The organism is Frankia sp. CcMO1 (assembly GCF_977945845.1).
In genome coordinates, this window is sequence record NZ_CDWTMG010000047.1 from 11,679 (window position 1) to 25,754 (window position 14,076).

Below are 14,076 nucleotides of genomic sequence, written 5' to 3' on the forward strand. Positions count from 1 at the left end.
TGGTGGCGACGAGCAGGGGTAGGGGCGGTCCGCTGCCAGGGCGCCCCAACCCGAGTGCGCCGTCACCGACGGCCAGGACCGGGGCCGCGCCGCCCAACTGCGACAGGGACACGGTTGGTGAGGTAGACGTCTGTCACCTCCACACGAACCTCAGCGTCGTGCAGTGAGCGTGCGACGGGGTACCTGTCCAGATAGTCCTCAGCGTCGAGATCGCTGTCTCGGTGGAGGCTGAAGACTTCTGCGCCGTGCTCAGGAGCGTCGAAGAGGAGGTAGCCCTGCGCCAGGCCCGTGTACTCGGTGAGCCGACCGCGCGGGCCGGTCAGGGCGGCGGCGTATTCTCGTGCCTCGGCCTCTGCCCATCCGATGGCCTCGTCCATGTCACTGGTGTGCCAGAGCGTGATCCGCTCCTCGTACGTTCGTTTCGAACGCCGCGCCGGTACCCACGAGGCCCTGACCACGATCGCCATGATCGCCCCTATGTCACGTCGTCTCGCCAGGGCGGCGTGAATTCAAGGACGGGTTCTGAGAGCCGCTCGTGCGGGCCTACCGCCGCAACAGGTCGCGCAGCGCCTTGATCACCTCGGCTGGCGCCTCCTCAGCCATGAAGTGACCGCACGAGACGGTCCGGTGGTCGAGATCGTCGGCCCACGCCTCCCACAGCGCCCTGGCGTCGAGCCCGAGCGCGGCGCCCCAGTTCTGCTGGAGCACGCGACCTCGTCACGTTCGAGGTGCTCGGTCACCTCGTCCTCGTGCAGGCGTCGGCGGCGCTGGCGGACCTCGCGACCGCCGACCGGCACGCGGCGGCCGCCGACCGGCTCGCCGGACGCTACGAGCTGCCGCTGGTCGGGGTGTTCACCCGGTGGCACGCGGCGATGCGGCTTGCCGTCGCGGGGCGCACGGCCGAGGCCGAGGCCGAGGCCGCTTACCGCGACGCCGCCCGCCGGCTCACCGGCACCGGCATGTGGGGTGTCGAGCAGGGCATCCTCCCGCTGGCGTTGCTCGGCGCTTGGCTCGGCGCTCGGCTCGGCGCTCGGCTCGGCTGGGGCCCGTATCTGGACTGGGTCCACCCGCTCGGCCTGCTCCCGGCGGGGCGCAGCCCGGAGGCCGGCGAGGCGTTGCGTGCGGTCCCGCCGTCCCCTCCGGACCTGCTGTTCGAGGCGCGCACCTGCCTCGCCGCCGTCGCCGCGGTCGAGCTGGCGGACCGGGTGGCGATGGAGCGCGCCTACGACGTCCTGCTGCCCGCGGCCGGCGAGCTCGCGGGTGCGGGCAGCGGCCTGCTGACGTTGGGTCCGGTGGCCGGCTACCTGCAGCGGCTGGCCGCGGCGTTGGGACGGCGCGAGGCGGCCGAGGAGCACCGCCGCCGCGCCACCGACGTCGCCCGCCGCGCCGTCCTCGGATCCTGAGCGGCGGCTACGGTGGCCCGCACGCGAGCCGCCGTCTATGCAGAGCACGGTGGGTCCGAGGTCTCGCGGCTGGTCGAGCGCGAGGTTCTGGTGCCGGGCCCTCCGCCGGCTCAGCCGTCGGCGCCCGGCGCAGCCGCTCACCACTAGCCGAAGCCAACACCCACCTGCCGACAAGGTCCAAGCCCGACCTGCGAGGCAGATCCTTTCCGCTTCGCCCGCGACCGCCTGGAGGTTCCCGCCAGGGTGGAGCTTTCAGTAACGACATGAACGCGGTGCGCGATGAACGTGTCATGCTGCGCACCGCGCTCGTCGCACCGCTCGTCACCCTCGCCCTCCTCCCCGCCGCGCCCACGGTCGCGCACGCCGACGCCGTGACCTGCGCCATCACCGGCACCTCGCCCGAGGTCGTGGTGCTCGGCGTGACCCCCGAACAGGTGAGGTTCGACGTCGCCACCGACTGCGACGCCGAGCGCGACGTCAGCTGGGCCCTCACGTCGGACTTCTACCCCGGGAGCAGCGGCGCGAGCTGGCTCATGCTGCGCAACTACGACTACCCGTACGGCGAGAAGTTCACCTACGTCGAGAGTCCCGAGGGCTACTTCCCGCTCGACCCGGTCCACACCCCCCGCCCGTCGGGCCTGGAGGGGAACGGTTGGGCCGGCGTGCGGCCACTGGGCGCCTTGGCCTTCTACGACGCCAACGGGGACGGTGTCGTCCAGGTCGACGAGCCGGTCAGCTTCTTCTCGTCGTCGTTCGTGCTGAAGCGCGCCACCGCCTTCGGCGACGTCCACGCCGTTCACCACGGCCGCAAGCGCGGACAGAAGGTGCAGGTGACCGCCACGCTCCGGCGGGCCGACTGGGAGACCGGGACCTACGCCAACCTCGACGCCCGCGTCGTCCTGCAATTCCGGGCCAACGGCGCGGCCGACTTCACCGACGTCGTGGCGGTCAAGACCCGCAACGGCGTCGCGCGCGCGACAGCAGCGGCAACGACGTCCGGCACCTGGCGCTTCCGCTACGCGGGCGACGCCGTCAGCGGCGCCACTGTGTCGGCCGACGTCCCGGTGACGGCGCGGTAGGCCCCGCAGCCGCCCGGCCTGCGGGATCTGCGACGACTCGAGGTTCGCCCACGCGATGGTCGCGTGGGAGCGCTTACCGAGGCCGGGTCACGACCAGTCACGACCATTCGATGGACGAACATGTCCGGCCTCGTCGGCGCCGTCCGGTCAAGCGGAGGAGATCCTCGGCGTCCGCCAGGACGCCCGCTTCCGCCGCAGCCCAGCGGAGGTGACGTGGCGCAAGCTCAGGAGCACCGGACGCATCGACGTCCTCGACGACACCCTGACCACCCAGCCCTTCATCGATGCCGTGACCCGCGTCAGTGGTCAGCCCGCTCACGACCGCGTCCGTACCGGGAAGAGCCTCGGCGAGATCATGGTCCTAGCGCACGCCTCCGTCCTCGTCCAGCAGGGGCACGACGTCTACGCACTCATCGACGAGAGCAACGGACGAGCCCGCACCCACCGCGAGATCGCCTGGCTGCAACAGAACAGGGCCTCCGGCCGACTCGTCCTCTGGAGCACCCCTCAGGTCCTCAAGCATGCAGCCGGGCAGAACGGCTGGATCAAGCACGGCCTCACCTGGCAGGCCGTCTACCAGCAGATGCGCCAGTTCGACGACGGCCTACCCGACCTGAAAGCACGGCCCACGTAGGTTCACCCCGACCAGAACGCCTCTCCCGCTGAGCGCGCCTCAGGCAAGCTCCCGCCGGTCGGCCATCCGTCATCCGGGTGACAGAAGGGCCTTAGCAAGATCATTCCCGATCAGACCTGCCCCGAACAGGCACGGGAATCCTTCACAGGCCGACCGGGAGTGTCGAGGATTCCCGCTCCTGCGCGTCAAGGGCGGACGGCTCGATCACTGCACGCCGGCACACACTCCGGCCTTCAACCGCAGACCCCTCTCCTGCCCCCCCTGAAGCATCACCCCCGATCACTGGCCCGTTTCGTCACGGACGTGGCCGAACAGGACCTGCCGGTCCCCGTCTGGCCAGCCGTGTTCAGCTTCGACAAGACCGGGCCGACCAGTGCCCTGTGGGTCGACCGCCACTCCCCCATCGCCGTCACCGCCGCCGACGGCACGCCCCTGGTTGGCGGCGTCGCGATCCCCCACGACACGCTGTCGCCGTCGGCGATGCTCTTCCTGTGGCTGTGGCTGTGGGCGGTCATCCACTCCGGCGACGACCACCCCGGCATGGGCTTCCGCTACCTGCGCAACAGCTTCGACGAACTGTGCCGCAAGGAAGGCGGCCTCACCATCTGGCACCACCCGACCGACGGCGGCCGCGCCGGCACTGGGTCGCGGACTGGCCCCGCCACCACATCCCGGCGACCGCGTTGGCGCCGCTGCTGGCCGAGTCCACCCACCGGCGCGCCGTGTCCCTGCACGTGGAACCGCTGGGGCCCAGGGAGGCCGAACGCGAGGTGATGCGCGAGCGCACGGCCCGATCGGTGGCGGTGCGGATGCGGCAACGCACCGGGCAGATCGTGCCCGAACACGAACGCGCCGCCCTGGAACAGGCCCGCGCCCAGGACGTCGAACGCGCCGCCGGACACGGCCTGGCCCGGTTCACCGGCTACGTCACCGTCACCGTGACCGGACCAGGGCGCACTGGAGGACGCGTGCGCCGAACTGGAGGCCGACGCCGCCGCAGCGAGGGTCGAGCTGCGCCGGATGTGGCTGACCCAGGACGCCGCGTTCGCGATGTCCGCCCTCCCGCTGGGGTTCGGGCGGCCCCGCCGCTGGTGACCCCGACACCGACAGCACAGACGTCGACGACACGAACGCCGACAGCAAGGGAGGACTGAGCGATGGCAACCCGTTGCGCCGCCGCCGCGTCGAGGCGCGCCGGTGGTGGACGTCAGCGACGTCTTCGCCGCCCCCACCCCGGCGATGGTTCCGGCACCCCCGGACCGCCCGGGCACGGCGGGACGAGACGGACCGGGAACCGGTCGCCCCCCGACGGGGCTGGGCCCGCCCCTACGCCGGGCGCGCCGCCGGGATCCCCACCCCACCCACCTTCCGAGGGTCCACCGGACAGGTGCAGGGCCTGTATCTGTTCCTGTACGGGGCGCCCGTCCCCGGCGCCGGGAAATCCGCCACCGTCAAAGCCCTCACGTTCCGGTTGATGGCCTACGGCGTCAAGACGTTCGTCCTCGGCGATCTGAAGAACGAGTACGCGCCGCTGGCCCGCGCGTTGGGCGTCCAGCCCCTCGAACTCGGGCCCGGTCTTCCCGCCCGGTTGAACCCGCTGGACGCCGGCCCCCTCGGCCAGAACCTTCCGGCGGACTCCGACGCCCGGCTGGAGCGGCTCGCCGAGATCCACCGCCGTCGGATCACCCTGCTCGCCTCCCTGCTGGTCACCCGTCTCGGCCGCGACCTCACCCCGAGCGAGGAGGCCGCGGTCTCGTTGGCGATCCGGCACGCCACCGGCGAGGCGGACGCCGCGACCACCCTGACCGACCCGACCATCCCCGCCGTGTGGGCGCTGCTGCGCGACCCGACCGCGGCGATGGTTGAGCACCTGCGCGCCCCCGGCGACTCGGCCGAACAGTTGCGGGAGATGATCCGCCCGGTCGCCGACGCCCTCGGCAACATGATCACCGGGTCGCTGTCGGGCCTGTTCGACGGCCCCACGACCGTCGCCCTCGACTTCGACGCCCCGATCCAGACCGTGGACATCTCCCGGCTGGACTCCCGCGGCGACGAGACCGTCGCGATGATCCGCAAGGTCGACTCCGGCCTGCGGCTGTCCAGATCCCAGGGCACCATCCAGATCCTGGCCACCCACCGCCTGGCGGACTTCGAGTCGGTCGGCCCCGCCGGGTCCGCCGAGGTCGCCATTGCCTCGAACCTGCTCGCCTCGTGTGATGTGCGGATCTGCTTGCGCCAGGACACCGCGCCCCTGGCGATGACCCGGCAGGCCATCGGCCTGACCGACACCGAGGCCGCCCACATCGCGTCCTGGACCGGGGAACACCTCGGGCGGGCCCATTGGAAGATCGGCCGTACGTCGTCGCACGTGGTGCAGACGGTCCTGCACCCGGTGGAGCGGGAGCTGTACTGGACGAATGACCGGGCCGACGTCGTCGCTCCCGGTCCTGCACGTCCTGCCGGACGCGCAGGACCAGCGCGGATGCCGGCTCATCGTCGGCGCTGGGTGAACGGCTTGCACTCCAGGGTGCGCGCGAGCAGCCCGAAGTGGGGCTGACCGGCCCAGACGCCTTTGTTCCCGATCACGTAGAGGCGCCGCCTCGCACGGCTGACGGCCACGTTGAGCAGGTTGGGTTTCTGCGCTGCCCACGCTCGGGCGCCGGGCCGGTCGGGGTCGCTGCCCAGGACGAGCAGGACGACGTCACGTTCCTGACCCTGGGTCTTGTGCACCGTGCTGACCTGGACGCCGCGATGGGCACGCAAGCGGCCCTTCAGCCCCGCCACGACCGCCCGGAAGGGGCTGATCACGAAGATCTGTTCCGGGGCCAGGCCCTGCTGGCGCAGCAGGTAGTCCAGGATCTGGTCGGCGGCCTCGCCTTCGGCCGGAACCCAGTTCCCGCCCAGGCCGGGGCCGGACACGTCCACCCATCGCGTGGCGACCACCGTGAGCGGATCCCGCTTCGGAGCGGCGCGGACCATCATCCCGTCGTAGGCGAGTCGGTTCACCAGCGAGAACATCGGCTCGTCGCAACGGCGGTGCACCCGCAACGGCGCCCCCACCCACACCGGCTCCTCATCCGGGCCGGGTAGCCAGGTCCCGAGGGCGGTCAATCGGTCGGCCAGGGACTGAACGCACGTGCCCACCGGCGTCCAGGTCTTCGCCACCCCGCAGTGACGACGCAGCGCCTGCTGGGTGGTGTTGAGCACGGTCAGCACCGGTTCCAGCTGCAGCGGGTCCCCGACCGCCACCACCCGCCGGGACCGCCAGATCGCGCCGACCGCCGACTGCGGACGGGCCTGTCCGGCCTCGTCGATGAACAGCCAGCCCAGCGCCTCCCGGGACAGGTGCCGGAACAGCCGAGGCGCCGACGCGAACGTCGTCGACACCACCGGCACGACCAGGAACAGGCTCTGCCACGCCGCCCGCGCGACCGGCTCGGCCAGGTCACGAGGGACCTGGCCGCGCAGCAGCATCGCCATCGTGTCCAGGTTGCGCCGCAACACGTCCGCGGTCGCCGTGATGAACGCCTCGTGCAGCCGCAGCGCCGCGACAAACACCTCCGACCGTGCCGCGTTCCACGCCTCGTCCAGCCAGGGCCCGGACAGCTCCCGCCGCTCCTCGTCCTCCCACCAAGCCTCGTCGGGAAAAGCCTGCCCCCATCGCTCGGCCACCGCCCGAAACGCCGCCTCGACGTCGCCCAGCCTCCGGACGACGTCCGCGACCGCCCGTTCCGCGTCACTCACCGTGACCCGGGCAGACGCCAACATCGCCGTCGTTGCCTCCAGAACCTCGGCCGCATCCCGGGCCCGCTGCCTCGCGTCGGCCTGTTCCGCAGCCAGCGGTTCATCCTCGGCGTGCCAGCGTCGGGCAGCCTTCCCCCACGTGAACACCGTCTCCACGCCCCCAGGACGGCGCGCCAGATGCTCCGCGCGCCGGTCGGCCGCGGCCTGCTCCCTCGCCTGCGCCGTCTGCGCCCCGCGCGACGCGGTGGCCACGGCGTCCTCGGTCTCTGCCAGTAGCGCGCTCGCCTGCCCCAGCAGTGCCCGTGCCTGCGGGACTTCGGCGACCAGTTCGTCCCGCTCGGTCAGCAGCCGGTCCCAACTCACCCGGTCGGCCCGCAGCCGCTCCTGCGCCGCCACGACCTCGCGGAACGAACGGACCTCTGCCGCCCAGTCCACCGGCATGCTGGCGGCGGCGCGCAAGAACCCGCGAAACCCGCGGTCCTGCGACTCGGCACCGGACAGACGAGGAGCTACCGGAGGGTCAGCCGACTGGCCCTCGGGGCGAGTTCGGGCCCCAGGACCCGGACGACGATCGGGGTCCCCGAACCAGAACTGCTTGACGAAACGCTGCCGGTTGGCCATGTTCCCCAGCGGCGCCGCGACCAGGCCCCACGCGGGCTCGCCCAGCAACCGCTCGGCGTGCTCTGCGAAGTACTCCGCCACGCCGCGCCACGACTCGTCGATCTCGGATGCGGCAGGGATCTGCCGGGTGACGTTCTCCACCGCGCCGTTGTTCTCCGACGCGATCACCATCTCGAACCCCGTCAACGCCGGGTCCAGCGCACGTACCATCCGCTCCCGTTTGTCGATCCTCCACGTCAGGGTGCGGGTGAACGCCGCCGCCGGGCGAGGCAACGCCGCCAACCGTTCCGCACGTGCCACCACCACAGCCGCGATCAGATCCCGCAGCATCGTCGTCTTGCCCGTCCCCGGCGGACCGTTCACCGCGAAGACCCCGGCCCCGTCAGCCAGCCGGTCCACGATCTGTCCGACGGCCAGTTGCTGGCTGGCCGCCAACGGGTGGGACGCCGTCGCCAGCCAGCGCCCCACAGGCACCCGCTCCGGGGACAACAGCTCCCGTAACAGAGGCCGCTGGTCCGGGGCCCGGACATCGCGACGCGACCTCACGTCCAAGGCATCGTCCTCGGTCAGGTACGCCTCCAGCGCATCCCCGCAGTCCCCGGCTGACAGCGCCCGAGCGACCCTGTCGAGATCCTCCAGATGGAAGCTGTTGAGGAAGCCTTCCTCGGCACGATAGGCCTTCTCCACCTTCTCGCCCTGCCCAGGACGGGGTCGGCGAACCCGCCGGGACTGCACCCGGATCTGCCAGTCCGCCGTCAGGTCCGTGAGCCCCACCAGCTCCGCAGTCGCCACCACCAGCCGCCACAGGTCACGGAACTCCAGCCGCCTGGTCACCAGGTCGACGTGCCCGTCCTCACCCCCATCGCCCTCGTCGTCCACGTCGCCCTCGTCGTCGAGCAGAGCTTCGTCCTGCGACCCGCCCGGATCCCCGCCCAGCGCCGAAAGAACCGCGTCGCGAAAGTCGCCGAGGACCTCCGCGGGAGACGGCTCAGCCTGGTCGACGCCCTCTTCGACGGCTTCCGGTCCCGCGGCAGCGGCGGCGGCTTCGGCCCCGGCCACCAAGGAGGTCACCATCATCCGGTGTGCCTCCGCCGTCTGCTCGAAGCCGTCCAGCCAAGCCGGGTCACCGGGCCCCGGCGTGCCAGCCCGTCCCAGCCCCCACGCTGCGGTGGACAGCACCAACGACTCCAGGTCCGGCCGGCCCTCGTCGTCGAGCACGACGGAGAACAAGGCGCTGTCGCCACGGGGAGCTCGCTCGTCGAAGTCGACGTCGCTGGCCCCGAACACCGTTTCCATGCGCGCATACAGCAGGTCCAGCCCGAACACCCCGCCGTACACCACGTGCTGCCAGGTGTACTTCGGGTCCAGACGCACCCCGGACACCGGGTGCCCCGGCTGCCACGGCAGCGGCTCGCCGGGCTCGGCCGGGTACATGCCCTCGCCGCGCTGGTCCGCCGACCGGCCACGCCCGAAATCGACCCGCTCAACGGTCCCCGGCGTGAACACCTCGACCGCACGCCAGTACCGCACCACCGAAGACCGTCGCTGCCGCTCGCCACCCACTCCGCCAGCCCCCGCTGCTCTCGTCGACACGGCTCTCCGCGATCGGAGCGGTGCTACCGATCCACGGTCTGAAGCACCAACCGCAAGGAACCCTACAGATCACCATCAACAGGACGAGCGGCGCAGCACCAGGTGTCCCTGGAGTCACCCGCGACGGATGGCAACAACCTGGACGTCGGCCCTGCCCTCCAGGTAGATCGCTGCCTGGCGGAGGGCCACCTGCGCGAAGGGGAAGAGCGTGTTGGCGTCGACGTCCTCTCCGTCCTTCAGCAGGATCGCATAGACGATCTTCTCGGGCTTGAAGTCATCGGGGATCGTGCGGCCCCGCCCGTGCTGGCGGACCAGTTCCGCGAACGTCCGGTTGGCTCCAGGTTGATGCCAGAGTCTGCGCGGAGACCAGGCCCTGGTTGAACAGGTGGCTCAGCGATGCCGAGCCGGTGGCCTTCTTGACGTGGATCAGTTCGTTGTCCGGGCCCAGCGGGTCGCAGACCTCGACACCGTTGGTGCGGTGGAGCCGGGTGGTGACTCCGCGTCGGTCCAGACACACGTACCCGGGGCAGGTGTCGCTGACGCGAAGGTTGTAGTCGCGCTCCTCCTCGCCACGCCGCCAGGCGGGCAGGGCGGGGGCGTGGGCCGACTGTTCCAGCAGGTGGCGGACGTATCCGCGGACCTCTTCGGCGTACGCGTCACCCAGCTCGTACCAGGAGCCGTCGACCAGGACGAACCGACGGTCGTCCAACGCGACGGAAGCCTCGATCCAGTTCAGGGCCCGGCTGCGGCCGACGGTTTCGGTGCCGTACTCGCTGGAGCACATCTCCACCCAACCGTTGCGCAACGCGTTCAGGCGCTGCCCGGGCTCCTGCTTGCGGCTTCGGGTGAGGATGCCTTCAAGGGTCACCTCGGGCACCGGCGACGTGGCGACACTGCCGATCTTCACCTGGAAGCTGCGGGCGAACGGCAGGTGGGTAAGCGCCGACTCGGGGACGGCGACGGCCAGGGCCGGGCGAGCGGCCTGCGGGCCGAGAAGGTCGTCCAGCGCATCGTTGAGGCGGCGGGTGTCGGCAGGGGCGGTCACGGGCATCACGTTCTCGACGAACGCGAGGTCCGGGTGCGGGGACTGGCTGCGGCACACGTCAGCGATGGCACGGATGTCGGCGACCGGGTCGTGCGGCTGGACGCCGATCCGGATCTTCAGTCCGGCGGCGCCTTCGACGGTGACGGGCCGACTGCGCAGCCGGCTGGTGATGAGCGGAACAGTGGTGACCTTCCCGCCGAGGCGGCGGACGATCTCCGCGAATCGCTCGATGCCGAGGTGCCAGATGGACGCACCGCCGGGCACGAGGGTGCTGTCGGTCCGGCCGCGGGCGCCGGGGACCCGACGCACCAGGTTGTCGACCTGGTCGCAATCGAGGCAGCGCACGACGAACCCGATACCGAAGCGGGGGTCTACGGCGGCGTCGTCCAGCCACAGGTAGCCGGTTCCGTAGCTGATGGCATAGACGGCCTGGTCGGGAAACCCTGACCAAGCAACTCGCCGAGTTCGACGTCCAGGAAGACCGGTTCCTCGATCTCATCGGCGACCCGGAATGGCCGCAAGAGAAGATCAAGGAGCGACTCCAGGCAGTCCGCAAGAGCAAGCAGCGGATCACTCACCAACTCGAGAACACCATCGACAACCTCGAGCCCGGACGCGCCGCACTTCTCGCCGCCCTCGACCTCCTCGACCGACCCCGCGACCTCTACGACACCGCCCCGGACGAGGCCCGGAAGCGGCTGAACAAGGCGATCTTCACGAGGCTCTACCTCGACAGCACCGACCGCCGGCCGCACACGACCGGAGACGCCCTCCAGGAGCCGTTCGCGAGCCTCGTCCTGGCCACCCGCACCCGTGCACTTCAGGGCCGCTCAGCGGCCCGCAGGACGCCGCAGACCAGGCCACAAAGCACGACGGCGGCCCACTCGCACGCTGCCTCGAGGGTCAGAGTGCGAGTAGGGCCGCGATGGTGGAGCTGAGGGGACTCGAACCCCTGACCCCCTCCATGCCATCGACACGCCGTCCGCTTCGGTTCGGCCTGGTCCGCGAGGGTCCAGCGACCGCCCGTCCCGACCCCATCGCAGCGGTGTCTCGATGTCATGAGAATTGCGCCAGGGCACCTTCCCCCCTAGTCTTGTCTCAAGAATAGAGACATCGGGACAGGTGATGATCTACCCCACGCCTTCGCCGGACATCGAGGACGAGGCCGTCCTCGAGGAGATCCACGGCCTACGGCGCCAACTGGCCGACTACCTGCGCACCCCGCGCCGGTGGGAAGGCGGGCTACGCAGAAGCATGCTCGCGCGCGCGATCCGGGGGTCCAACAGCATCGAGGGCTACCACGTCGAGATCGACGACGCCGCCGCGGCCTTGGACGACGAGGAGCCCCTGAGCGCCGACCAGACGACCTTCACCGAGATCCGCGGCTACCGCCAAGCCCTCGGCTACGTGTTGGCCATGTCCTCGGACTCGCACTTCACCCTGGATGCCTCGGCCATCCGCAGCATGCACTTCATGATGCTCGGCCACGACCTGGCCAAGAGCCCCGGCAGGTACCGGACCGGCCCCATCTACGTGCACGACGAAGCCACCAGCACGACCGTGTACGAAGGCCCCGACGCCGCCGCAGTACCCGGACTCGTGGACGAACTGGTGGCCGACCTGAGCACCGAATTGGGCCTCGACCCCCTGATCCGGGCCGCGATCGCCCACCTCAATCTGGTGATGATCCACCCGTTCCGCGACGGCAACGGGCGCATGGCCCGGGCCCTGCAGACCCTTGTCCTGTCCATGGGCGGGATCGCCGAGCCTGCCTTCTCCAGCATCGAAGAGTGGCTGGGCCACAACACGGACGACTACTACCGTGTCCTCGCACTCACCGGTCAGGGCGCCTGGCGGCCCGACAAGGATGCATCGCTCTGGGTCAAGTTCAACCTGCGGGCACACCATATCCAGGCGCAGACTCTCAACCGTCGGCTCACGGAGGCCAACGACACCTGGAAGGCCCTCGAGTCCCTCTCCCAAACCCATGGCTTGCCGGAGCGAACCGCGGCTGAGCTGTACGACGCCACCTTGGGGTTCAGGATCCGCCGTGCGACCTACGTCAGGCGAGCCGGCATCGAAGAGCGGACCGCCAGCCGAGACCTGGCCCGACTGGTCGAACTCGAACTACTCAGCGCGGTCGGCCAGACCAAGGGACGCCACTACATCGCCGGCCGGACCCTGCGCAGCATCCGGGCCGATGTCGTCAGCTCACGCCCGGCGATCAGCGACCCCTACCCCTGGATGCCCGCACGGCTGCGCACCCCGACCCCTGAGGCGACATCATGACAATGACGACCATCCGGAACAGGGCTGCCGAACCGGCCCACGACAGGAACCCCACCGCCGAGACCGGAAACTGAGTGACGTGAGCGAGTATCAGTACTACGAGTTCCTGGCCGTGGACCGGCCGCTGGACGCCAAGGCCCTCGGCGCGGTCCGGGCGCTGTCCACCCGCGCACGGATCACGCCGACCAGTTTCGTCAACACCTACCAGTGGGGGGACTTCAAGGGGGACCCACGGGCGCTGGTCGAGCGGTACTACGACGCGTTCCTCTACACCGCGAACTGGGGAACCCGGCAGGTGATGTTCCGCCTGCCTGCCGCCCTGCTCGACCTGGAAACCGCCGAGCGGTACTGCGCCACCGACGCCGCCAGCTCCTGGTCCAGCGGTGAGCACGTGATCCTCGACCTCACCTACAGCGTTGACGACGGCGGCGAGTGGGACGATGACTACGAAGACGCGTACGACGATGAGGACGGCGGCGGAAGACTCGCGTCGATCATCCCGGCGCGAGCCGACCTCGTCAGTGGCGACCTGCGGCTGCTGTACCTGGCCTGGCTGCACGCCGTCACCTGCGGGCACCTCGACCCCGACGGCATCGAGCCCCCCGTCCCGCCGGGCCTGGGCGACCTGCCCGGTCCTTTGCAGTCCCTGGCCGCGTTCTTGCATGTGGACGACGACCTGCTCACCGTTGCCGCACAAGCCAGTCCGCCCCTGAACGCGGGATCGGCGACCGACGCCGAACTCACCGCACGGATCGCCGACCTGCCCGACGTCGACAAGAACGCGCTGCTGCTGCGCGTCGTCCACGGCGACGTCCACGTCGGCATCGAACTGCGCCGCCGGCTCACCCCCGCACCGACCGCACCCGACCACGGCCGCCGGAGCATCGCCCAGCTCCAGGCCGACGCGGGCCGCCATCGCACAGAACGCGAGCGGCTGGCCGCCGAGCACCGCGCCCGCGAGCAGGCAGCCCGCGAACGAACTGCCGCCCTCGCCCGGACCCGGCACCTGGACACCCTCGCCCGGGACAGCGAGGCCGCCTGGCAACGCGTCGACACCCTGATCCGCGCCACCAAGCCGAAGGACTACGACCAGGCCGTCACCCTCCTGATCGACCTGCGCGACCTCGACCAACGAGAAGGTCACCAAGCCGAATACGGGCGGCGGGTCCAACGGATCCGGGACACCTACCCCAACCGGCCCGCCCTCCTCCAACGACTGGACCGAGCCGGACTCACCACCGGCCCTGCACGCTGAACGGACCGGCCATGGCCGCAAAACCTGTGGTGAGGCGAGCCTTGATCGTGGTGTCATTCAACCCCTAGCGAGCGCCGGCGGCGGCGCGTATCCCGGGCCACTCTCCTTGATGGGGCGCTCACCGGCCGCAGCGCTCGGGCGACCGGTGAGCGCCAGCGGGTCACAGGACCTGGTTCGAGCTGATCTGGTCGTTCCAGTCCTGCGAAACCGTGCGTGGCACGTTGTCGAGGTCAGCGTGCCTGCCCTGCCAGCCGACGTGCTGCCACACGCGCACCGTCCGACCGGTGCGGTTCCAGTAGGACGAGGCGCAGTCGTTCCATGTGCCGGTGCTGCAGCTGGACTGCTGGAAGACGCGCCAGTCGGTGTTGCTGCCGCGGACCTTGCCCATCGGGCCGGTGAAGTTCGCGTTGACT

At 70.7% G+C, this 14,076-nt stretch carries 13 protein-coding genes and 1 pseudogene; 8 read left to right on the forward strand and 6 right to left on the reverse strand.

The genetic code is table 11. The features are described from left to right. Positions 1–62 precede the first annotated feature (62 nt). Together AC08OU_RS08780 and AC08OU_RS08785 are read right to left on the reverse strand one after the other, a co-directional pair. Positions 63–467 (reverse strand): hypothetical protein, encoded by a 405-nt coding sequence (locus tag AC08OU_RS08780; RefSeq protein ID WP_476604635.1) that lies wholly within the window; start codon positions 465–467, stop codon positions 63–65. 76 nt (positions 468–543) lie between these two features. Next, complete coding sequence (locus tag AC08OU_RS08785; protein ID WP_476604636.1) at positions 544–708, reverse strand: hydrolase; 165 nt, start codon at positions 706–708, stop codon at positions 544–546. Between the two features lie 20 nt (positions 709–728). Between AC08OU_RS08785 and AC08OU_RS08790 the strand changes: the two genes are divergently transcribed. The 6 genes from AC08OU_RS08790 (at position 729) to AC08OU_RS08815 (ending at position 5,673) form a co-directional block, all read left to right on the forward strand. Beyond that, positions 729–1,403: a hypothetical protein gene (locus tag AC08OU_RS08790; protein ID WP_476604637.1), complete on the forward strand. Its 675-nt coding sequence runs from the start codon at positions 729–731 to the stop codon at positions 1,401–1,403. A 272-nt stretch (positions 1,404–1,675) separates the two neighbouring features. Continuing rightward, entirely contained in the window at positions 1,676–2,482 is an 807-nt protein-coding gene (locus AC08OU_RS08795; protein ID WP_476604638.1) for a hypothetical protein, read from the forward strand. Positions 2,483–2,690: 208 nt separating this feature from the next. Then, positions 2,691–3,116 carry a PIN domain-containing protein gene (locus tag AC08OU_RS08800; RefSeq protein WP_476604639.1) on the forward strand — a complete coding sequence of 142 codons (426 nt, stop codon included), beginning with the start codon at positions 2,691–2,693 and terminating at the stop codon, positions 3,114–3,116. Between the two features lie 303 nt (positions 3,117–3,419). Further along, positions 3,420–3,890 carry a hypothetical protein gene (locus AC08OU_RS08805; protein ID WP_476604647.1) on the forward strand — a complete coding sequence of 157 codons (471 nt, stop codon included), beginning with the start codon at positions 3,420–3,422 and terminating at the stop codon, positions 3,888–3,890. Next, positions 3,800–4,270, forward strand: a complete 471-nt coding sequence (locus tag AC08OU_RS08810) for an SCO6880 family protein (protein WP_476604640.1) — start codon at positions 3,800–3,802, stop codon at positions 4,268–4,270. Before AC08OU_RS08805 ends, AC08OU_RS08810 begins: the two co-directional genes overlap by 91 nt. Before the next feature lie 233 nt (positions 4,271–4,503). Beyond that, positions 4,504–5,673, forward strand: a complete 1,170-nt coding sequence (locus AC08OU_RS08815) for a hypothetical protein (protein ID WP_476604641.1) — start codon at positions 4,504–4,506, stop codon at positions 5,671–5,673. On the opposite strand, the gene AC08OU_RS08820 is transcribed toward AC08OU_RS08815, so the two are convergent. From AC08OU_RS08820 to AC08OU_RS08830, 3 genes and pseudogenes are all read right to left on the reverse strand, one after another. Then, complete coding sequence (locus AC08OU_RS08820) at positions 5,607–9,014, reverse strand: DEAD/DEAH box helicase (protein ID WP_476604642.1); 3,408 nt, start codon at positions 9,012–9,014, stop codon at positions 5,607–5,609. The genes AC08OU_RS08815 and AC08OU_RS08820 overlap by 67 nt on opposite strands. A gap of 174 nt (positions 9,015–9,188) precedes the next feature. Then, a pseudogene (locus AC08OU_RS08825) lies at positions 9,189–10,536 on the reverse strand (DUF6119 family protein). Further along, positions 10,491–10,874, reverse strand: coding sequence for a hypothetical protein (locus AC08OU_RS08830; RefSeq protein WP_476604643.1), 384 nt, complete (start codon positions 10,872–10,874; stop codon positions 10,491–10,493). The pseudogene AC08OU_RS08825 and the gene AC08OU_RS08830 overlap by 46 nt, the downstream one beginning before the upstream one ends. 370 nt (positions 10,875–11,244) lie before the next feature. Between AC08OU_RS08830 and AC08OU_RS08835 the strand changes: the two genes are divergently transcribed. Then, positions 11,245–12,408 (forward strand): Fic family protein, encoded by a 1,164-nt coding sequence (locus AC08OU_RS08835; protein WP_476604646.1) that lies wholly within the window; start codon positions 11,245–11,247, stop codon positions 12,406–12,408. 79 nt (positions 12,409–12,487) lie between these two features. Continuing rightward, positions 12,488–13,663: a hypothetical protein gene (locus AC08OU_RS08840; RefSeq protein ID WP_476604644.1), complete on the forward strand. Its 1,176-nt coding sequence runs from the start codon at positions 12,488–12,490 to the stop codon at positions 13,661–13,663. Positions 13,664–13,823: 160 nt separating this feature from the next. Here the strand turns inward: AC08OU_RS08840 and AC08OU_RS08845 are convergent. Beyond that, positions 13,824–14,076, reverse strand: a 253-nt coding sequence (locus AC08OU_RS08845; RefSeq protein WP_476604645.1) for a peptidase inhibitor family I36 protein, incomplete at its 5' end; no start/stop codon positions are given.